Origin of the sequence: Paenimyroides baculatum, from assembly GCF_008629655.1 — a bacterium.
Lineage (GTDB): Bacteria > Bacteroidota > Bacteroidia > Flavobacteriales > Flavobacteriaceae > Flavobacterium > Flavobacterium baculatum.
Map to the genome: position 1 here is coordinate 20,516 of NZ_VWSG01000001.1, position 20,871 is coordinate 41,386.

The 20,871-nt window shown below is 36.3% G+C and carries 16 protein-coding genes and 3 tRNA genes; 10 read left to right on the forward strand and 9 right to left on the reverse strand.

All coding sequences use genetic code 11. The features are described 5' to 3' along the window. Positions 1–2: 2 nt before the first annotated feature. Together F0460_RS00110 and F0460_RS00115 are read left to right on the forward strand one after the other, a co-directional pair. A complete protein-coding gene (locus F0460_RS00110) occupies positions 3–2,195 on the forward strand; it encodes a PepSY domain-containing protein (protein ID WP_150009291.1) in 2,193 nt (730 codons plus the stop codon). Between the two features lies 1 nt (position 2,196). After that, complete coding sequence (locus tag F0460_RS00115; RefSeq protein ID WP_223810736.1) at positions 2,197–3,183, forward strand: FAD:protein FMN transferase; 987 nt, start codon at positions 2,197–2,199, stop codon at positions 3,181–3,183. Positions 3,184–3,189: 6 nt separating this feature from the next. Here F0460_RS00115 and F0460_RS00120 read toward each other — a convergent pair whose 3' ends face one another. Genes F0460_RS00120 through gldB form a run of 3 tightly spaced genes read right to left on the reverse strand, consistent with a single transcriptional unit; the run spans position 3,190 to position 4,789 of the window. Further along, on the reverse strand, positions 3,190–3,477 hold the full coding sequence (locus F0460_RS00120) for a hypothetical protein (protein WP_150009292.1): 288 nt from the start codon (positions 3,475–3,477) through the stop codon (positions 3,190–3,192). Positions 3,478–3,494: 17 nt separating this feature from the next. Next, positions 3,495–3,830, reverse strand: a complete 336-nt coding sequence (gldC, locus tag F0460_RS00125) for a gliding motility protein GldC (RefSeq protein WP_150009293.1) — start codon at positions 3,828–3,830, stop codon at positions 3,495–3,497. Further along, entirely contained in the window at positions 3,830–4,789 is a 960-nt protein-coding gene (gldB, locus tag F0460_RS00130; protein ID WP_150009294.1) for a gliding motility lipoprotein GldB, read from the reverse strand. Before gldB ends, gldC begins: the two co-directional genes overlap by 1 nt. 60 nt (positions 4,790–4,849) lie before the next feature. Between gldB and nadE the strand changes: the two genes are divergently transcribed. Further along, entirely contained in the window at positions 4,850–5,656 is an 807-nt protein-coding gene (gene nadE / locus F0460_RS00135) for an NAD(+) synthase (protein ID WP_150009295.1), read from the forward strand. A 124-nt stretch (positions 5,657–5,780) separates the two neighbouring features. Here the strand turns inward: nadE and dnaG are convergent, their stop codons facing one another. From dnaG to F0460_RS00150, 3 genes are all read right to left on the reverse strand, one after another. Then, positions 5,781–7,748 carry a DNA primase gene (dnaG, locus tag F0460_RS00140; protein ID WP_150009296.1) on the reverse strand — a complete coding sequence of 656 codons (1,968 nt, stop codon included), beginning with the start codon at positions 7,746–7,748 and terminating at the stop codon, positions 5,781–5,783. A gap of 91 nt (positions 7,749–7,839) precedes the next feature. After that, positions 7,840–9,249 carry an MBL fold metallo-hydrolase gene (locus F0460_RS00145; protein WP_150009297.1) on the reverse strand — a complete coding sequence of 470 codons (1,410 nt, stop codon included), beginning with the start codon at positions 9,247–9,249 and terminating at the stop codon, positions 7,840–7,842. A gap of 76 nt (positions 9,250–9,325) precedes the next feature. After that, positions 9,326–10,126 carry a sulfite exporter TauE/SafE family protein gene (locus F0460_RS00150; protein WP_150009298.1) on the reverse strand — a complete coding sequence of 267 codons (801 nt, stop codon included), beginning with the start codon at positions 10,124–10,126 and terminating at the stop codon, positions 9,326–9,328. A 109-nt stretch (positions 10,127–10,235) separates the two neighbouring features. On the opposite strand from F0460_RS00150, the gene F0460_RS00155 reads away from it, so the two are divergent. The 3 genes from F0460_RS00155 (at position 10,236) to F0460_RS00165 (ending at position 14,118) form a co-directional block, all read left to right on the forward strand. Beyond that, positions 10,236–12,662, forward strand: coding sequence for a bifunctional UDP-N-acetylmuramoyl-tripeptide:D-alanyl-D-alanine ligase/alanine racemase (locus F0460_RS00155; protein WP_150009299.1), 2,427 nt, complete (start codon positions 10,236–10,238; stop codon positions 12,660–12,662). 57 nt (positions 12,663–12,719) lie between these two features. Then, on the forward strand, positions 12,720–13,109 hold the full coding sequence (mscL, locus tag F0460_RS00160) for a large-conductance mechanosensitive channel protein MscL (protein ID WP_150009300.1): 390 nt from the start codon (positions 12,720–12,722) through the stop codon (positions 13,107–13,109). An 82-nt stretch (positions 13,110–13,191) separates the two neighbouring features. Further along, a complete protein-coding gene (locus F0460_RS00165; RefSeq protein ID WP_150009301.1) occupies positions 13,192–14,118 on the forward strand; it encodes a hypothetical protein in 927 nt (308 codons plus the stop codon). 38 nt (positions 14,119–14,156) lie between these two features. Here the strand turns inward: F0460_RS00165 and F0460_RS00170 are convergent. The 3 genes from F0460_RS00170 to F0460_RS00180 form a co-directional block, all read right to left on the reverse strand. Then, a tRNA-Gly gene (locus tag F0460_RS00170) sits at positions 14,157–14,229 on the reverse strand. Positions 14,230–14,264: 35 nt separating this feature from the next. After that, positions 14,265–14,337: transfer RNA gene (locus tag F0460_RS00175), tRNA-Gly, on the reverse strand. A 38-nt stretch (positions 14,338–14,375) separates the two neighbouring features. Continuing rightward, a tRNA-Gly gene (locus F0460_RS00180) sits at positions 14,376–14,448 on the reverse strand. Between the two features lie 237 nt (positions 14,449–14,685). On the opposite strand from F0460_RS00180, the gene F0460_RS00185 reads away from it, so the two are divergent. Genes F0460_RS00185 through F0460_RS00200 form a run of 4 tightly spaced genes read left to right on the forward strand, consistent with a single transcriptional unit; the run spans position 14,686 to position 20,870 of the window. Further along, positions 14,686–15,168, forward strand: a complete 483-nt coding sequence (locus F0460_RS00185; protein ID WP_150009302.1) for a hypothetical protein — start codon at positions 14,686–14,688, stop codon at positions 15,166–15,168. Beyond that, on the forward strand, positions 15,158–16,312 hold the full coding sequence (locus F0460_RS00190; protein ID WP_150009303.1) for an efflux RND transporter periplasmic adaptor subunit: 1,155 nt from the start codon (positions 15,158–15,160) through the stop codon (positions 16,310–16,312). Before F0460_RS00185 ends, F0460_RS00190 begins: the two co-directional genes overlap by 11 nt. 11 nt (positions 16,313–16,323) lie before the next feature. Further along, positions 16,324–19,467: an efflux RND transporter permease subunit gene (locus tag F0460_RS00195; RefSeq protein ID WP_150009304.1), complete on the forward strand. Its 3,144-nt coding sequence runs from the start codon at positions 16,324–16,326 to the stop codon at positions 19,465–19,467. Between the two features lie 2 nt (positions 19,468–19,469). Beyond that, positions 19,470–20,870: a TolC family protein gene (locus F0460_RS00200; RefSeq protein WP_150009305.1), complete on the forward strand. Its 1,401-nt coding sequence runs from the start codon at positions 19,470–19,472 to the stop codon at positions 20,868–20,870. The last annotated feature ends 1 nt before the right edge of the window (position 20,871 follow it).

Sequence of the window (20,871 nt, forward strand, 5' to 3'; positions counted from 1 at the left end):
AAATGGTTTCTTCGGTTTGGCGGTTCGCGCATTTGGCATTGGCAGTTCTTTCGTTTTCGTTTCTGATAGTAGCTTCGGTAACCGGAGTTATTTTGGCGATTGATACGGTTAACGAGAAAATTCCTGCGTATAAAAATGCCAATTTCGATGAATTGACATTATCTCAAACCTTACCTAAATTACGTGAAGTTTATCCGGAAATTATCGAATTAAGCATTGATCACAACCAGTTTGTAACCATTGAAGGTTTTGATGACGAAGGAAACGATTTTAAATTTATTGCCGATCCGGTTTCGGGTGAAAAAAAGGCGGATCCTATTGTAAAAAGCGAATTCATTCAATGGATAACGTCTTTGCACAGATCCTTTTTTCTGCATGAAACTGGTCGGTTTATTGTTGGCATAGTGTCTTTTTTACTGATGTTGATCGCCGTTTCGGGAATCGCATTGGTTGTTAAACAGCAACAAGGTTTTAGAAAGTTTTTTGCAAAAATCAATCGCGAGTTTTTCGAACAGTATTTCCATATTGCAGCAGGAAGATTGTTATTGCTACCTATTTTGATTATTTCTATAACCGGAACTTTTTTGTTTTTGGTTCGGTTTGATGTGATTCAAAAGGAAGAATTTGTTCCAACCGAAATTCAAAACAAAGAAGCCAAAGAAATTCCACTGAAAGACTTTCCTGTTTTTAAAGAAATCTATTTAAAAGATGTAAAAAAGATTGGATTTCCGTTTGCTGATGATCCCGAAGAATTCTTCAAAATAAAGCTAAAAGACAAAGAACTTCTTGTAAATCAAATAACGGGACAAATTGTAAGTGAAACAAAATACCCTGTAACAACTGTTTTAGAAACCTTAAGTTTAGATCTGCATACCGGCAGAACTAACAGTATTTGGGCAATTTTATTGGCGATCGCATCGTTAAATATTCTGTTTTTTATTTATTCGGGTTTTGTGATTACGTTTAAACGTAAAGCAGTTAAAATATTGAATAAATTCAAACCAGACGAAGCCGAGTATATAATTTTGGTTGGGTCTGAAAAAGGCAGCACGTTGCATTTTGCCGATAAAATATTAAAACAACTTATTGCGAACGGCAAAACCGCATATCTTACAAATTTGAATGATTATAACGTTTTTGAAAGTGCCAAACAGCTTATTATATTTACATCTACTTATGGCTCGGGCGACGCGCCTGTAAACGCCAACCAGTTTGAAAAGTTGCTTGAAAAATTTCCACAAACCAATAAAGTAAATTTTTCTGTTGTTGGTTTTGGTTCTATAAAATATCAAGATTTCTGCGCTTTTGCTTACAAAGTTCATCAATTGCTGGCTGATAAATCTTGGGCAAATCCGTTGTTCGATGTTTATACGGTGAACGATAAATCTGCGAATGATTTTATTTCGTGGGTAAAAGATTGGTCAAAAACCAATGAAATTCCTTTGACTTTAACTCCTGCGGTGTATAAGCAAAAAACACCGAAGCTTAAAAGTTTCAAAGTATTAGCCAAAACAAATGTTTCAAACGATAACCAAACCTTTCAAATTACTTTAAAGCCAAATAGCAGGACTGCTTTTCAATCGGGCGATTTACTGGCAATTTATCCAGATAAAAATCAAACCGAACGTTTTTATTCCATCGCAAAAATTAAAAACAACATTCATTTGGTTGTTAAATTGCACGAAAACGGTCTAAGTTCACAGTTTTTACATGATTTATCTGTAAATGGCAAGTTACAAGCAGCGGTAATCAGCAATAAATCATTTCATTTTCCAAAGAAAGCTTCAAAAATAATCATGATTGCCAACGGAACAGGAATTGCTCCGTTTTTAGGATTGATTAAAGAAAATAAATCCAAAATTCCGACACATTTATACGCAGGTTTCAGAAATCAAAATGATACTACAAGTGCTTATAAAACTTTTCTTGAAGAAGAAATCAAACAGAAAAAACTAACTGGTTTTAACTTTGTTTTTTCTCGTGAAGATCAGTCAGAATATGTTATGAACAGCATTGAACGCGATGCTGAATTGTTTGCTAAAACACTTGAAAACAAAGGGATAATCATGATTTGTGGATCGTTAAACATGCAAAAAGATGTGGAGCAAGTTTTAGACAGAATTTGTTTGGAGATAAACAATAAGCCACTTAATTTCTACAAAGAAAATAACCAGATTAAAACCGATTGTTATTAAGATGAAACTTCTTTCTTTTTTAATCGCATTGATTTTTTGTAATGCGAACGCGCAGATTGCTGTAAAACGAGATGCCGTTTTAATGGGAAGCGGGTTTGACATTACCATTGTTGCTGCTGATTCTACGTCTGCCGAAAAGAACATTAATTTGGTAATTGATGAAATAATCAGGATTGAAAATTTGATTTCCGAATGGAAACCGTCGTCGCAAGTATCAGAAGTCAACCGAAATGCAGGATTAAAACCTGTAAAAGTTGACAAAGAACTTTTCGATCTAACCAAACGAGCTTTGTCTTTTTCTGAAATTACCAACGGAGCTTTTGATATAAGTATTGCTGCCATGGATAAGATCTGGAAATTTGATGAATCCATGGAAGAGCTTCCTTCACAAAATACACTTTTAAAAGCGATTGAGAAAGTCGGTTACAAGAATATCGAACTTAATGAAGCAGAAAGCACTATTTTTTTAAAATTACCTGAGATGAAAATTGGTTTTGGCGCTACCGGTAAAGGCTACGCCGCAGATCAAGGTAGATTGTTGATGCAGCAACTAAATGTGAAAGCCGGTATTGTAAATGCATCGGGCGATATGGCAACTTGGGGAACGCAGCCCGACAACACACCTTGGCGAATAGGAATTACAAACCCAATAAATCCCAACAAATCTTTAAAAATTATAGAAGTTAAAAACGCTGCAATTACAACTTCTGGAGATTATGAAAAGTATGTTGAATTTAATAATAAACGTTATTCGCATATTATCAATCCAAAAACCGGCATGCCAGCTTCGGGTTTGATAAGTGTTACCGTAATTGGAGAAAATGCCGAAACCGCTAATGGTTTAAGTACTTCGATTATGGTTCTTGGGCACGAAAAAGGTTTGGAGTTACTAAAGAATTATCCAAATTATGCCTGTTTGATTTTAACCGATAAAGGCAAGGTTAAAAAATCTAAAAACTTCAATAAGATTCTAAAGAGATTAAGATAATTCTACTTACTGATAAACACCAAATACTAAAATCAGCATAAATAAAAGAATTCCTAAACTAACATAATGCAATTTAGGAGTTCTTTGTTTTAAACGTAAAATCAGGGCAATTATCAAAACGGGCAGCGTGTATAAACTAATCATAAGCAAAAAAGAAGTCATATCAAAAATAGCTCCTGTAAATGCGTAATGGTAAACGTTTGTGTTAAACGCAACCAGCCAATAAATAGTTGTAAATAAGCTTATAACGAAAACAATCTGCGAAAGTTTCATTTTTGAAGCCGGATTCTTCATAATTGCTTCTATGGATCTTACTTTTTATGAAGTTCTAATTTTTCGGCAAAATATGCACAAAAATCGCGCATGGTATCGCTCATTTTTTTATCGTCGGTAGCACGTTCAAAAGTATCAGCCATTGCCACTAAAGTTTGGTGAAAAAACACCTTCATTTCATCAACAGGCATTTCTTTCGTCCATAAATCAATTCGCAATGTTTCCTGAACTTTACTGTCCCAGATTGATAGCAACATTGCCTTTGCTTGTTCGTTTTCTATACCGCCATCGCTTGCTGTCCATCTAATATCATCCGGAACTTTATTTTCGTCAACCGACACGTTTATTTTAATTGTAGATTTGTTGTTAGCCATTACTTTTTAGGTTTGTATTTAGATTGCTCAAAAATAGTTTTAGCATCTTTTAATGTTAGTTCCTGCAAAGTTACATTATTATTTTTCATGTACGAACGCACAATTTGCCAGCCAATGTAAACCCCAACGCTTCCTGGTGATTCCTGATCCAGTTCCAAATAAAATTTAGAAAACGGCGCACGCTGAATAAAACGGGCAACTAATTTAGGGTCATTATCATACAGATATTTACTTTCAATAAAATTTTTCCAAACCTGCGTTTCGTTGGTTTCAATCCATTTTAACTGCTCTTCGGTATAATTCATTTTTAATGCATCGCTAACTTCCGGCAATAGCATTTCTTTCATATACATAATTTTCCCCCAGTAGATCATCTGACTTAAAAACTGTCTGTCTTGCGGTTGCGGAACTTTCTGCATAGAAAAGTTTTCTGCCAAATTCACAACAATTCTGTTAGGTTCAAAATCGCCTAAAGTGTAGGCGTCAAAATCTACATAAAATTTATGATTTTTACCCAGATATGTATCCAAAGAAATAATCGAAACAGAATCGGAGTAAATGGCACGGCTGGTAATATCAACTTCAGACAAAACGGTTATAACCCTTCCCGGATTTTCGTTAGGATAATAATGTTTTATATGTTTGAAAAGTAATGTTAGCTCTTCTTTTAAAGCCGATATATCTTTGAAGTGTTTTTGCGTTTCGCTGTACAATTCGTTAAATAAGGTGTCGTTTTTTTTGTTGAACCAAACCGAATCGGGAACATTCTCGCTTAACAACAAAGGATATTTTTGTTTTAAAGTATTGAAGTTTTCCGGACTTGTTTGCATGAATTCCTGATCAAAACGATCGATCTTTGCTTCAACAGGAATGTTTAAAACCTCTTTGTTTACAGCATTTTCTTTTTGGCATGCTACAAAAAATATCGAACAAAGCAGTAAATAAAACGTGTTTTTCATCGTAAAAAGCGATAGATTTTATAATTTTAAATCACAAATATAGTTAATCAAAAATTTGCAATGGAAGATAAAAAGATAAATTCTGAAAAAATAGTAAACCACATTGTTAACTGGTTAAAAACGTATGCCGAAAACGCTAAAGTGAAAGGTTTTGTGGTGGGAATTTCGGGCGGAATTGACTCTGCTTTGGTTTCTACTTTATGTGCCAAAACCGGTTTGCCTACGTTATGTGTCGAAATGCCTATACATCAGGCTCCAAGCCAGGTTTCGCGTGGTCAGGAACACATTCAGTTTTTAAAAGATAGCTATAAAAACGTAACAAACACCATTGCCGATTTAACCGATACGTTTGATTTAATGAGTGCTACACTGCCAAAAACAGACAATTTAGCGGTTTTAAACTTAACCTTGGCAAATACGCGAGCGCGTTTACGCATGACGACTTTGTATTATTTTGCAGGAATCAACGGTTTTTTGGTAGCAGGAACAGGAAATAAAGTAGAAGATTTTGGAGTTGGATTTTTTACGAAATACGGTGATGGTGGAGTTGATTTAAGTCCGATTGCCGATTTAATGAAGTCTGAAGTGCGAACGTTGGCAACTTATTTAGGAATTACCCAAAATATTATCAAGGCAAAACCTACCGATGGTTTGTTTGGTGATGATCGATCAGACGAAGATCAATTGGGAGCAAATTATGATGAGTTAGAGTTTGCAATGAAAGCTTTTGATGCCGGCAAAACCGAAGCAGATTTTACAGATCGAGAATTAGAGGTTTTTAAAATTTACAAACGTTTACATACAATCAATCAACATAAAATGAACCCGATTCCGGTTTGTGAAATTTCTGATGAGGTAAAGTTCTAGGTTGATTTTTTTTAATCTTAATAAAATAAAACTCTGCCAAAGTTCCAAACTTTGGCAGAGTTGATTTTAGTAAACTATTTGATGCGACTCTGAAACAAGTTCAGAGTGACATTGGAGGTTAAAACTAACTAAATCTAGACATTACTCGTCCTAATTCACTAGAAAAAGTATGTTTTAAATTGTTGTAATCAACAACATCAGTCAATAAATCCCGAGCTTTTTCAGGATTTTCCTGTATCTGTTTCTTTAAACCTTCAATAATTTCAAAAATCAAATACGATCGAAGCGTTAAAATAGTTTCGTTTACATATTGCTGCACGCCTAAATCTTTGCCTTTTACAAAAATGTTCTGTTTTTCCCAATTATGCAGATTGTAACGTTCATCATCCATAATGATCGATGTAATTTCATCGGTCAATTCGGGTTTAACCTGCTGCAAATAATTCTCTAAATTCCAGATTTCATTGGTGTGATAGAATACAAGAATATCCTTTAAAATTGTTTGAAAATTAGCGTTGCTCATTTCAATTTCGTCTTCTTGCAGGCTTAAAAAAACCTTATCGAACACTTTACGCTTTACCTTTTTTTCTTGTGTAATTACCTTGTCGTCTTCAACCGTAAGTTCATACTCGTCGAAAAGTTCTTCGTAATTACCATAAATCAACAAAATTTCGATGATTTTTCGTTCTAAAAGATAAATAACATCGACTTTTTCTTTTGATTCTTCAGGAGTTGATTTTACAACTTCCATTTTTTTATCCTGAACAAATTTTTTGTTGGCTTCCTGCAGTTCTTTTTTACCGATTTGTGCCAAGGTGCTGAACAAAACATCTTCTGAAATATCCATGATCGATGCACATTCCTGCACATAAACTTCACGCTGAATGTAATCGGGTACTTTAGAAATAGAAACTACGATATCGCGAATTACATTGGCTTTCTTAATAGGATCGTTTCCAGTATCTTTCATTAAAAGATTCGCTTTAAATCGAATAAAATCGGTAGCGTTTTCTTTTAAATAGTTCTGCAATTCATCAATCGGAGTTTTTCGGGCAAAACTGTCTGGATCATCGCCATCGGGAAACGTACAAACACGCACATTCATTCCGGCTTCCAAAATCAGATCGATACCTCGTAACGATGCGCGCATTCCGGCAGCATCGCCATCAAACAAAACCGTGATATTTTTGGTTAAACGATTAATCAAGCGGATTTGATCGGGCGTTAAAGCCGTTCCCGACGAAGCCACCACGTTTTTAATTCCCGCCTGATACATTTGAATAACATCAGTATAACCTTCAACCAAATAACAGTTGTCTTTGGATGCGATTTCTTGTTTTGAATGGAAAATTCCGTACAAAACCTTGCTTTTATGATAGATGTCGCTTTCGGGCGAATTCAGGTATTTCGCCGCTTTTTTATCGTTGGTTAAAATTCGTCCGCCAAAACCTAACACGCGACCACTCATACTTTCGATAGGAAACATAACGCGCCCTTTAAAACGATCGAATTTTTTATCGTCTTTTACAATCGTCAATCCGGTTTTTTCAAGGAATTCCAATTTGTAACCTTTTGCCAAGGCTTCGTTTGTAAAAGCATCCCATTGATCAGGCGAATAACCCAGCTGAAACTTTTTAATGGTTTCTTCGGTAAAGCCACGCTCTTTAAAGTACGAATGACCAATTGCCAAGCCTTCATCGGTTTTCAGCAACACATCGTGAAAGTATTTCTTAGCGAATTCTGAAACTACAAACAAACTTTCGCGTTCGTTTAAGGCTTGCTTTTCTAAATCGGTTTGTTCGGTTTCTTCAATTTCAATCTGATACTTATTGGCAAGGTAACGCAAGGCTTCGGGATACGAAAAATGTTCGTGCTCCATAATAAAGCTAATGGCATTGCCGCCTTTGCCCGACGAGAAATCTTTCCAGATTTGTTTGGCAGGCGAAACCATAAACGACGGCGATTTTTCGTTCACAAACGGACTTAATCCTTTGTAATTACTGCCCGCTTTTTTAAGCTGCACAAAGTCGCCAATGACTTCTTCCACACGGGCTGCCTCAAAAATTGCGTCTATAGTTTCTTTTTTAATCATAGTAATGAAATAGAATCCGAATAAGATTTTATAAAATGTTTACAAAGATAGAAAGATATAAAAAAATCCGACTTGCAAAGTCGGATTTAAATTATTTCGTACTACAACTGCTTTCGCATTCTTGAGTTACAATTGGTAAGTTGGTTTCTTTAATTTTGCCGAAACCGCCAATTACATCTATCATATTATGAAAACCGCGTGCTTTTAAAATAGATGCCGCTATCATAGAACGGTAACCGCCTGCACAATGTAGATAGGTTGTTTTTTGCGATGGAAAATCGGCAATATGGTCGTTAATAAAATCTAATGGAAGGTTTGGTACGTTGGCAATATGTGCCGAACTGTATTCGCCTGGTTTACGAACATCAATAACTGATTCTTCGCCGTTATTCATCAATGTTTCCAACTCATTAGCAGTGATTCTGCCAATAGAAGCGGTTTCTAAACCGGCATTTATCCAAGTTTGCATTCCGCCTGCCAAATATCCCAAGGTATTATCGTAACCAACACGAGCCAAACGCGTAATTGTTTCTTGTTCGCGACCTTCGGGAGTTACCAAAATAATCGGTTGGTTAATATCGGTTATCAACGATCCAACCCAAGGAGCAAATCCACCATCAATCCCAATAAAAATAGCTCCGGGAATATGAACCTTCCCAAAACTGTCGGCATCGCGAACATCTAAAATCAACGCTTCGTCTGCAGCTTGTTTAAATTCTGCTGGTGTAAACGCCTTGTTTTTTTCAATAATGATATCAATAGCTTCGTATCCGTTTTTATTCAATCGAACATTTTCAGGAAAATAAGCAGGTGGCGGCAATAAACCATCGGTAACTTCTTTTACAAATTCAGCTTCGGTCATATCGGCACGTAAGGCATAATTAGTGCGTTTTTGTTCACCCAATGTACCAACGGTTTCTTTACTTAAGTTTTTACCGCAAGCCGATCCCGCACCATGCGCCGGATACACAATTACATCATCAGCCAAAGGCATAATTTTGGTACGCAGGCTGTGAAATAAGGTTGCCGCCAACTGTTCCTGTGTCATACTTGCAGCTTTCTGTGCCAAATCGGGTCTGCCAACATCGCCTAAAAACAACGTGTCGCCACTAAAAATCGCGTGGTCTTTTCCGTTTTCATCACGCAACAAATACGTGGTACTTTCCATAGTGTGCCCAGGTGTATGCAGTGCAATAATTGTTAGCTTGCCAATTTTAAACACCTCGCCATCGGTTGCTATATGAGCTTGAAACGTAGGTTCTGCAGTTGCTCCGTAAACAATAGGCGCACCTGTTTTTTGCGAAAGAGTTAAATGCCCGCTTACAAAATCGGCATGAAAATGCGTTTCGAAAATATATTTTATGGTTGCATTATTGGCTTGTGCCTTATCAATATATTGTTGAACTTCTCTTAATGGATCAATAATAGCTACTTCACCGTCGCTTTCAATATAGTAAGCGCCTTGAGCCAGACATCCGGTATAAATTTGTTCTATCTTCATAACTTAAAACGATAAACATTCGTAATTGCAAAAGTACTAAATTCTTAATTGATGGAAATGATAACGATCATATCCGTTAAAACAATTCCTTAAACATAATATACAGCGACATAATTAAAATAAACCAGCCAAAAATCTTGCGTAAATTTCCGTCGATGATTCTTTTAGACAATCGGTTTCCAATAAATAATCCTACAATTGATACTGCCGAAAAAGACAAAACCAAAGTCCAATCAATCGTATGCTGACTTAAATCGCCCGTAAAACCTATTAAACATTGAATTGCAATAATGGTTAACGAGGTGCCGATTGCCTGTTTCATGGGTAAATTGGCAAAAAATACCAAAACCGGAATAATTAAAAAGCCGCCGCCTGCACCAACAAGTCCCGAAACGGTTCCGATCAATAAACCTTGTGTGATTAATGGTGTTGCCGATGTTACTATTTGATTTGATGCCAGATTTTTCTGCCTTGGTTTTTTGATCATTTTAGATGATGCCGCAAACATTACGATAGAAAACACAATCATGATCAATTTCGATTTTGAAATACTTACATTGTTGCTCAACGTAATAGCATCGGGCAATAACGGAAGCAGTTGCGACCGCGTGAAAAATACAGCCAGCAACGACGGAATACCGAAAAGCAGTACTATTTTAAAGTTTACATTTTTATCGAGCGTGTTTCTGATACTGCCCACTGCCGATGTGCTGCCCACAATAAAAAGCGAGTAAGCCGTAGCAATTAAAGGATCAATTCCTACCACATATACCAGAATAGGCACCGTTAAGATTGATCCGCCACTGCCAACCAATCCTAAAGTAATACCTATAAATAAGGCAAGTATCAACCCGATATAAAAATGTATGTCGTGCATAAATAATTTAAGACCTTGCAAATTACGATAATATCGTTGCTTAACAAAGCTAAAATTTCAGTGATTTTTCATAAAATATCTTGTTACCTTTGGGTATATTTTGCCGATTATGAAAATTGAAACAAGCGTTTTAAGGGACGTTTTACATACTATTGCTCCCGTAACGAAAAATGAACTGAATGTTTTAGATATTTCTGTTGATTCACGTTCGTTGCGCAACACTGCAAATACCTTGTTTTTTGCCTTGAAGGGAAACAACCACAATGCACATGATTTTCTGAACGATTTATATGCAAAAGGCGTACGATATTTTGTGGTTTCGCAAGATGTTTCGTTACCGCACAATGCTGTTGTTTTTAAGGTTGATGATACATTACGGGCTTTACAGCGTTTTGTGGCTTTTTACAGAAAAAAATATACGTTTCCGGTTATTGGAATCACGGGAAGCAACGGAAAAACCATTGTAAAAGAATGGTTAAACCAGTTGCTTTTGCCTTTTTACAACATTATTAAAAGTCCGAAAAGTTATAATTCGCAGGTTGGTGTACCGCTTTCGGTTATTGCGATAAATGAGGAGCATAATTTGGGAATTTTTGAAGCAGGAATATCCCAACCCAACGAAATGGATTTTTTGGAAGAAGTTATTCAGCCAACCATCGGAATTTTAACTAACATTGGTCCGGCACATAACGAAGGATTTTCAACCAAAGAAGAAAAACTGCAAGAGAAAATTAAACTTTTTAAAAATGCCGATGTTTTAATCAGTGAAAAAACCGATTTAATTGTAGCAAGCAAATCCGAAAAAGCACAATGGTTCACATGGAGTTTTAACGAAACTGCCGATGTTCAGTTTAAAAAGATCGATACTGTCTTAAATGTAAAGTTTAATAATGCCGAGTTTTCTGTCGATCTGCCGTTTACCGATTTAGCTTCTGTAGAAAACATAGCAACTTGTATTACTGCATTGTTGTTTTTAAAGATTGATACAAATTATATAGTAGAAGCAATTCCGCAGCTGCAAACCGTACAAATGCGCTTGCAGGTAAAAAAAGGAATGAACGATTGTTTGTTGATTGACGATAGTTACAGTAGCGATTATCAGTCGTTAAAAATAGCACTCGATTTTTTAGAACAGCAAAAAACGCATCAGCAGAAAACCGTTATTTTATCAGATATTTTTCAAAGCGGATTTACGCCCGAAGTTTTGTATCAAAAAGTAGCTCAACTTTTAAATCAGAATCATGTTACGCGCGTAATTGGTATCGGCAATAAAATCGGTAGTTATTTAACAAATGTTCCGCAGTTTCAAAGTTATCCGGATACCGAAACGTTTCTAAACGATTTTAATTTGAGATCTTTTCGAAGCGAAACTATTTTAATTAAAGGATCGCGCAGTTTTCAGTTCGAAAAAATTGTTGCCGAATTAGAAGAAAAAACGCACGAAACCGTTCTTGAAATCAATTTAGATGCAATCAGTCATAACCTTAATTTCTATAAATCAAAACTAAAACCAACCACCAAAGTTATGGTAATGGTTAAGGCTTTTGGTTATGGCAACGGCAGTTACGAAATTGCAAAATTGCTGGCGCATCATCAGGTGTCGTATTTGGGTGTAGCGTTTGCCGATGAAGGTGTGGAATTGCGAAAAGCCGGGATTAAAATTCCTATTGTGGTAATGAATCCCGAAAATTCAGCGTTTTCTACCATGATTGCCTATAATTTAGAACCCGAAATTTATAATATCGAAGAATTAAATACTTTTTTGCAGATCGCAGAAAATCAGAATTTATACAATTACCCAATCCATTTAAAACTGAACACGGGCATGAACCGTTTAGGCTTTGTAGAGAAGGATTTCGATAGTTTGATCAATCTTTTAAAACAAACAAATCTGGTGGAAGTTGCAAGTATGTTTTCGCATTTGGCAACCAGCGACATGCCCGAAGAACGAGATTTTACCTTACAACAGATTCAATTATTTCAAAAATGGTCGACAGATATTAAAGATCAGTTGAATATCAATCCAACGTTACATATTTTAAATACGTCGGGCATTTATAATTTTGGCGAATATCAAATGGATATGGTTCGCGTAGGCATTGGTTTGTATGGAGTAGGGAACGATACCAATGAAGATGCGCAATTGCAAAATGTAGCGACTTTAAAAACGGTTGTTTTACAGATTAACGATATTGAAAAAGATGCAACAGTTGGTTACGGACGCCGATTTAAAGCGGAACGAAAAAGCAAAATTGCAACAATAGCCATTGGTTATGCCGACGGTATTCGCAGAAGTTACGGCAACGGAAAAGGCTGTGTTTTGGTAAATAATCAAAAAGCGTTTATCGCCGGAACAGTCTGTATGGATATGCTAATGATTGATGTTACCGATATGGATGTAAAGATTGGCGATGAGGTAATTGTGTTTGGAAACGATTTACGCATTACCGAAATTGCAAAGATTTGGGAAACCATTCCTTACGAAGTTATGACATCGATTTCCCAACGTGTGAAACGAATTTTTTATAAAGAGTAAAATTTATTAACATAAAATTGTATTTTCGCATTAAGTAAAATAAAAAATAAAATTGTTATGGGAATTTTAAAAGAATTTAAAGAGTTTGCTGTAAAAGGCAACGTAATCGACCTTGCTGTGGGGGTTGTAATTGGTGGTGCATTTGGTAAAATTGTAACATCGTTAGTAGAAGATATTATTACTCCGGCTATTTTAACTCCTGCTTTAAAAGCTGCAAATCTTCAAAATTTATCGGAACTGGTTGTTCCGGGAACGGCAATTAAGTACGGCAACTTTTTATCGGCTGCTATTTCATTCATCATTGTAGCATTTGCTTTATTCATTATGATAAAAGGAATTAATCGTTTAAAACGCAAAGAAGAAGCGCCTGCACCTGAAGCTCCAAAAGGACCAACGCAGGAACAACTGCTTGCAGAAATTCGCGATTTATTAAGAAAACAACAATAACAAAAAAAACTCAATCCTTAACAGATTGAGTTTTTTTAAAGGGCAAATTGTTATTCTGTTTAATAATTTAGAAAAAATTACCATGAAAAAAATAATCATCCTTCTTTTAAGCCTTTGCAGTTTGTCTGGAATGGCTCAAGAAAAATACGAAGCTTTTCAATACGAAGACAAATTTGGTGTAGTTGAAATGAACACCTTAAATGAATTTATCGAACCAACTTACAGTGAACGAAACTCTTATTTCGATCCAATTGCTCTAATGAAAGGTATCGAATATACTTTTATTGATCGTGTTTCCGGAAAAGCAGAAACTTATATAACTACCAATCAAGAATTGCGTTTTAATGGTAATTATTATAAACATTTTTATAAAGACGATAAGAGTGTTTTTATTCCAAGAGATGCCAAAATCAAAATTTCGTTTAATAAGAAATACCACGAAGCCATTGGAAACGGCAGTGATTTAATAGTGAAACATGATGGATTGTTTGAAGTATTTGCGAAGTCGAATTTTAAGACCCCGAAAGTAAAAGACATCAAAGCAAAAAAGGTTTATCAAGATTTTGTTTTTCGAAAAAGGACTCAAAAAGAAGAATATCTGACTATTTTTTACGGCAACGCTGCCATTTATGTTTACGATAAAAACTATAAACTTTTAAAAGAATATCCGTCTGATACAGAATACGACTCTAAAATGTTTGAAGCTATTTCAGGTGAATTTACCAAAGTAGAAAAAGAAGATTACCCGCCTGCTATGGCACTAATGCCCGAATATTTTAGTGTTGATAATAAAGATGGCTATACAATTTTTACATCCAACGAATTTCAAAAGCCTTTTCAAATAAAAGGAAATTATCGAAACCATGTTATTTACGATGAAAAAGAATGGATTATTCTTATTAATAAAGAAACCAATAAAAGATATTCGTTTAGAATAGATTTTGAAAAGAAACGCTTTCTGTTACCTAAAGAGTATCAGGAAATTTTAGAAGTAAAGTTTATAGAATAAAAAAACCTCATCATTTGATGAGGTTTTTTGTTTCCAAGAGCGGAAGACGAGGGTCGAACTCGCGACATTCAGCTTGGAAGGCTGACGCTCTACCAACTGAGCTACTTCCGCATTTACGATTTTTAAATCTTCGTTTGATTTTCAAGAGCGAAAGACGAGGGTCGAACTCGCGACATTCAGCTTGGAAGGCTGACGCTCTACCAACTGAGCTACTTTCGCATTTTACGATTTTTAAATCTTCGTTTGATTTTTTTACGAGCGAAAGACGAGGGTCGAACTCGCGACATTCAGCTTGGAAGGCTGACGCTCTACCAACTGAGCTACTTTCGCATATACGATTTTTAAATCTTCGTTTGATTTTGGTTTTGCAAATATAGCCATAAAAAAATAGTACATGCAAATTTTTTTTAATGTTTTTTATCACATAAATAAGGATTCAGTTGTAATGATAAAACAATCAAATAATTAAGCGTTCAGTACAATTGTTTAATTTAGATTTAATAAAAAATTAACAAGTTTTAGTTCGGTAATCACCGAACTAAAACTAAATTTGCACAAAAAATTAACATGCATAAGGTATTAGAACTCGATTTGTTTAAAGAAACTTCTGCACATTACGAGCGATTTCATAAAATGCAACCCTTAACAGCACGCCTTTATGCGCTGCTGGTGTTCAATAATTGTACAGACGGTTTGTCTTTTGATGATTTGTTGGAATTACTTCAATCAAGCAAAAGTTCTATTTCGCATAGCTTGAATACGTTGATCGAAATGAATTTTATCGAACAATACAAAAAAGAAAACGAGCGTAAACGATACTTCAGAATCAACAGAAATCTTTTCTTAAAACGAATGGAAGATGTTAAGGAACGATTAACCGAAGAAAAAAAGGTGTACACCAAAATTCGCGAATACAAAAGAACAAACGCTACCACGCTTTTTAAGCCCGAAGCGTTTAATTTTTACATTCTGCATTTAGACGATGCAATAAATTCAATAGAAAAAACAATTCAAAACCTAAAACTCCATATTAAACCAAATGAAGAATAATACCATTAAAGCCCTTTTTATGGTGCTAATAGGAACAGCCACAATTGGTTGTTCTAAAAAAGAAGAAGCTCCACAAGCAGTTGCCCCTGCTTTAGATGTGGTTGCGGCAACTATGAAAGATGTAGTTGGATACACTACTTTCCCTGCTACTATTCAAGGAAAAATAAATAACGATGTTCGCGCAAAAATTCAAGGATATATTCAGGAAGTTTACGTGCACGAAGGTCAGGTCGTAAGTAAAGGACAGCCTTTGTTTAAGTTGGAAGCGAATAATTTAACCGAAACTGCAAGTGCTGCAAAATCGGGAATCGCGGTAGCACAGGCAAATGTAAATGTAGCACAGGTTGAAGTTGATAAACTAATTCCGCTGGTTCAGAAAAACATTATAAGCAACGTGCAGTTAGAAACAGCAAAAGCAAATCTGGCATCGGCAAAAAGTATGCTGGCACAGGCAAAAGCTAATTTTGGTAGTGCAAGTGCTAATGTAGATTATTCGGTTGTGCGCGCGCCAATTAGCGGAATTGTTGGCCAATTGCCTTTAAAGAAAGGAAGTTTGGTTGGTCCGGCAGATCAAATGGCATTGACAACCATTGCTGATATAAGCTCGGTTTACGCATATTTTTCAATGAACGAAAAAGAATATTTTCAGTTTTTGAACGAAGCACCGGGAACATCATTAGGAGAAAAAATTAAAAATTTGCCACAGGTTGAATTAGAACTGGCAGACGGAAGCATTTATTCTGAAAAAGGAAAAATTGAAACCGTATCAGGTCAGATTGATGCTGCAACAGGAACGGTTCAATTCCGCGTAGCTTTTTCAAATCCTAATAAATTGTTGAGCAACGGAAACAGCGGAACCATTCGCTTACCTAAAAAATATACCAATGTTTTGGTGGTGCCAGAAGTGGCATCGTACGAACAACAAGGAAAAATCAATGTTTACAAAGTAGTTAAAGATACAGTTGTTTCAACAGTTGTAGATGTTACGGCGCGTGTAGACAACATGATTATTGTAAAACAAGGAATTAAAGAAGGTGATGTTATTGTGGTTAGCGGTGTTGGATCTTTAAAAAACAAAATGGCAATTAAGCCTAAAACTGCAAATTTCGATACCATTGTTAACGCTGTAAAACCTGTTTTTTAATTTAAATTATTATGCTAAAAACTTTTATTGAAAGACCTGTACTATCTACAGTTATTTCTATTTTAATAGTAATTCTGGGTGTTTTGGGGTTAACGGTATTGCCGGTAACTCAATACCCGGATATTGCACCGCCAACCGTACAGGTAGCAGCTTCGTACCCCGGAGCAAATGCGCAAACGGTGTTAGAGAGCGTTATTGTACCAATTGAAGAGCAGATCAATGGTGTTGAAGGTATGGATTATATCACATCAACAGCCAGTAACGATGGTTCTGCATCAATTCAGGTAGTTTTCAAACAAGGGATCGATCCCGATATAGCTGCGGTAAACGTACAAAACCGTGTGGCGCGTGCTACGCCTTTGTTACCAACAGAAGTTACGCGTTCTGGTGTAACAACGCAAAAACAGCAAACGTCGTCGTTAATGTTTTTATCGTTCTATTCAGAAAGTAAAAATTACGATGCTACGTATATTCAAAACTATATGAACATTAACGTTATTCCCGAAATTAAAAGGGTTAACGGAGTAGGAGATGCGTCGGTTTTCGGGGCAAGAAACTACTCAATGCGTATATGGTTGAATCCTACAAAAATGGCAGCACACGGTTTAGTTCCTGCCGATGTTAGTGCAGCAATTAACGAACAGTCGTTAGAAGCAGCAGCTGGTCAGTTAGGAGAAAATTCGGGTGAATCGTTCCAATACATCATCAAATACAGCGGTAAATACAAAACCGAAGAACAGTATGGCGATATCGTTATAAAATCTTTAAATAATGGTCAGGTGCTGCGTTTGCAAGATGTTGCCGAGATTGAATTAGGTTCGCAAACCTATGGTGGATATTCAGAATTAAACGGAAATCCTGCGGTAGCAATGGCAATTTATCAAACGCCGGGATCAAACGCGCAAGATATCATCAACGATATTAAGAAGGAATTAAACATCATCGAGAAAAATTTACCTGAAGGTATTAAGTATAAAATCAACCTGGATTCTAACGAATTTTTAGATGCTTCGATCGATAAAGTTGTAACTACTTTAATTGAAGCTTTTATCTTGGTTTTCTTGGTGGTTTATATCTTTTTACAAGATTTCAGATCAACCTTAGTACCGTTAATTGCGGTGCCGGTATCGATCATCGGAACATTTTTCTTCTTGAATTTATTCGGATACTCTTTAAACCTTTTAACCTTGTTCGCGCTTGTACTCGCAATTGGTATTGTGGTAGATGATGCCATTGTGGTAGTGGAAGCCGTGCACGCAAAAATGGAAGAAACCGGTCAGGATGCCCACACAGCAACAAACAACGCCATGAGCGAAATCTCTGGTGCCATTGTTTCGATTACTTTGGTAATGTGTGCTGTGTTTATTCCTGTAACATTCATTAGCGGACCAACCGGAGTTTTCTATAAACAGTTTGGTGTAACGCTAATCGTTGCAATTGCGATATCGGCAGTAAACGCGTTAACGTTAAGTCCGGCTTTGTGTGCGTTGTTCCTTAAACAGCACGATGCTGCACATGGTAAAAAACGTAATTTTATTCAACGCTTTTTCGATGCATTCAACAATTCGTTCAATGCAATGACTAATAAATACGGTAGATCGTTCAAGTTTTTATTCAAGCATAAATGGGTATCGTTTGCAATTTTATTGGCTTGTTTAGGCGGAACATATCTAGTAAATAAAACAATGCCGGCAGGTTTTGTGCCGAGTGAAGACCGTGGATTCATCATGGGTAACGTAGAATTACCAGCAGGTGCTTCTGTTGACCGTGTGTATAAACTGGAAAAAGAATTTTCTAAACAGGCAGAAAAAATTCCTGGAGTAGAATCGGTAACGGTTATTTCGGGTCGAAGCATTATTTCCGGATCAGGATCTAACTACGGTTTCCTTATGATTAAAATGAAACCTTTCTCTGAACGTAAAACAGCAGAAACATCAACCGACGCAGCCATTGGACAACTTTTTGGTTTAGCCGGTAAAAATTTCCCTGAAGCTAAAATGATTTTCTTTCAACCGCCAAGTATTCCGGGATTTGGTTTTTCGGGTGGATTTGAATTGAAACTGTTAGACAAATCAGGTGGAGATCTAAAAGAATTCGACAAAAAAACGCAGGAATACATCGCTGCATTAATGCAGCGTCCGGAAATTATGTATGCGCAAACGCCATTCAACACCAATTACGCACAGTACGAAATTAATTTGGATATTGTTCGTGCAAAACAATCGGGTGTATCGGTAAGTAACATATTTTCTGCTTTGCAAGGATACATTGGTGGTAATTACGTAAGCGATTTTACGCGTTTTGGTAAACAATACCGTGTAATGTTACAGGCTTTACCGGGCGATCGTAAAAATATTTCGAGCTTAAACGGAATGTTCGTTCGTACATCAACTGGCGCAATGGCACCGTTAAGTCAGTTTGTAACGTTAGAAAAAGTGTACGGACCACAATCTGTTAACCGTTTCAACTTATTTACATCGGCAAACGTTTCGGGAGCTCCAAAACCGGGCTATTCTTCGGGTGATGCTATTAAAGCGGTACAAGAAGTTGCACAACAAACATTATCTACAAATTATGGTGTTGATTTTACTGGGTTAACTCGTGAAGAAATCAACGCAGGTTCGCAAACCATCTTAATTTTTGCCTTGTGTATCGTGTTTGTTTATTTCATTTTAGCAGCACAGTACGAAAGTTATATGTTGCCATTCGCAGTAATTTTATCGTTGCCAACAGGTATCATGGGTGCTTTCTTATCGCAAAAAGTCGCAGGATTAGAGAATAACATCTATTTCCAAATTGCGCTGGTAATGCTCGTGGGACTGCTCGCCAAGAATGCCATTTTAATTGTGGAATTTGCATTGCAGCGAAGAAAACACGGCGAAACCATTGTTCAGGCAGCAATTGATGGAGCAAAAGCACGTTTACGTCCAATCTTAATGACATCGTTTGCCTTTATTTTAGGATTAATGCCATTGGTTTTCGCAGGCGGTGTTGGATACATTGGTAACAGATCAATTGGTACGGGTGCAGCGTTTGGTTTGTTAATCGGAACCATTTTAGGAGTGTTTGTAATTCCTGTATTGTTTGTGATTTTCCAAGCATTACAAGAAAAAATCAAACCGGTAATATTCGATCAAAAAGCAATTCAAGAATAATTATGAGAATTATATATAAAACAGCCTTTGTGGCAATTACAGCTGTTTCGTTACAATCATGTATTGCTACAAAAGATTATCAAAAACCAAATGCTTGGGAACATGCATCGTTTAATACAAACGATGTTGTTAAAGACAGTGCCGTACAAAATGTATTGCCTTGGCAGCAGGTTTTTACCGATGTCGCTTTGCAACAGCACATTCAAACCGCGTTAGATAATAACCTGGATATTCGTGTGGCGTTAGAAAACATCAATCAGGCGCAATCGTATCTTTCGCAAGGTAGAATGGGACATTTGCCAACATTTTCAATAGGTACAAATTATACGCATTCAGTAAACTCGATCAATACACAGTTTGGTCGAATTTTAGGTCAGCGCCAACGATTAGATCAGTTTGATATCACCGGAACTTTAGGTTGGGAAGCCGATATCTGGGGAAAAATCACCAGCAAAAAACTGGCAGCCGAAGCTACATACTTGCAAACAGTTGCGGCACATCAGGCAGTAAAAACAGAACTGATTTCAATGGTAGCATCAAACTACTATAATTTATTAGCGTTAGATGCCCAAAAGAAAGTTGCCTTGAAAACAATTGAAAACCGAGGTAAAAGTTTAGAAACCAATAAAGCATTGAAAGATGCCGGACGTGTTACCGAAGTTGCCGTTAAGCAAACCGAAGCACAGGTTTTAAGTGCACAGGCTTTGTTGTTGGATATTGAAAATAACATCAAAATTCAGGAAAATTCGTTAAGTATTTTAGAAGGAATGTTTCCTAAAGAAATTGAGCGATCATCTTTTACCGATTTGCAGTTGAATGTTGATACAGAAGAAGGTGTGTCGATTGAAACATTAAACAACAGACCAGATATTCAGGCTGCTGAATTAGGTTTTAGAAACGCTTTTGAATTGACAAATGTTGCCAAAGCAAGTTTTTATCCTACATTAAAATTAACGGCAAGCGGCGGATTACAATCGGTTGAATTTGAAAAATTGTTCGATCCAACGTCGTTTTTTGCTAGCATTGTAGCCGGAATTGCTCAACCTGTTTTAAACGGCAGACAAATTCGTACGCAATATGAAATCAGCTTGTCTAATCAGGAAAAAGCTTTTTTAAATTATAAACAGAGTGTTTTAAATGCCAGCAAAGAAATTTCTGATGCGTTGTATGCCATCGACATCAACAAAAAGAAACTGATTTTAAAACAGCAAGAAGCCGAAGCTTATACATCTGCGGTTAGCTATTCGCAAGAATTGTTAAACAATGGGATGGCAAATTATTTGGAGGTTTTAACGGCAACAGAAAGCGAATTAAACGCCCAGTTGAACATTATTACCACGCAGTATAATTTATGGAATGCCAACATACAGTTGTACAAAGCAATGGGTGGCGGTGTAGAGTAAT

Coding starts and splice junctions, on each gene's coding strand:
- F0460_RS00195 (WP_150009304.1), top strand. CDS start 16,324: ATGCTAAAAACTTTTATTGAAAGACCTGTACTATCTACAGTTATTTCT.
- dnaG (WP_150009296.1), bottom strand. CDS start 7,748: ATGATTAAAAAAGAAACTATAGACGCAATTTTTGAGGCAGCCCGTGTG.
- F0460_RS00150 (WP_150009298.1), bottom strand. CDS start 10,126: ATGCACGACATACATTTTTATATCGGGTTGATACTTGCCTTATTTATA.
- F0460_RS00185 (WP_150009302.1), top strand. CDS start 14,686: ATGCATAAGGTATTAGAACTCGATTTGTTTAAAGAAACTTCTGCACAT.
- mscL (WP_150009300.1), top strand. CDS start 12,720: ATGGGAATTTTAAAAGAATTTAAAGAGTTTGCTGTAAAAGGCAACGTA.
- F0460_RS00165 (WP_150009301.1), top strand. CDS start 13,192: ATGAAAAAAATAATCATCCTTCTTTTAAGCCTTTGCAGTTTGTCTGGA.
- gldB (WP_150009294.1), bottom strand. CDS start 4,789: ATGAAAAACACGTTTTATTTACTGCTTTGTTCGATATTTTTTGTAGCA.
- F0460_RS00190 (WP_150009303.1), top strand. CDS start 15,158: ATGAAGAATAATACCATTAAAGCCCTTTTTATGGTGCTAATAGGAACA.
- F0460_RS00200 (WP_150009305.1), top strand. CDS start 19,470: ATGAGAATTATATATAAAACAGCCTTTGTGGCAATTACAGCTGTTTCG.
- F0460_RS00120 (WP_150009292.1), bottom strand. CDS start 3,477: ATGAAGAATCCGGCTTCAAAAATGAAACTTTCGCAGATTGTTTTCGTT.
- F0460_RS00145 (WP_150009297.1), bottom strand. CDS start 9,249: ATGAAGATAGAACAAATTTATACCGGATGTCTGGCTCAAGGCGCTTAC.
- F0460_RS00155 (WP_150009299.1), top strand. CDS start 10,236: ATGAAAATTGAAACAAGCGTTTTAAGGGACGTTTTACATACTATTGCT.
- gldC (WP_150009293.1), bottom strand. CDS start 3,830: ATGGCTAACAACAAATCTACAATTAAAATAAACGTGTCGGTTGACGAA.
- nadE (WP_150009295.1), top strand. CDS start 4,850: ATGGAAGATAAAAAGATAAATTCTGAAAAAATAGTAAACCACATTGTT.
- F0460_RS00110 (WP_150009291.1), top strand. CDS start 3: ATGGTTTCTTCGGTTTGGCGGTTCGCGCATTTGGCATTGGCAGTTCTT.
- F0460_RS00115 (WP_223810736.1), top strand. CDS start 2,197: ATGAAACTTCTTTCTTTTTTAATCGCATTGATTTTTTGTAATGCGAAC.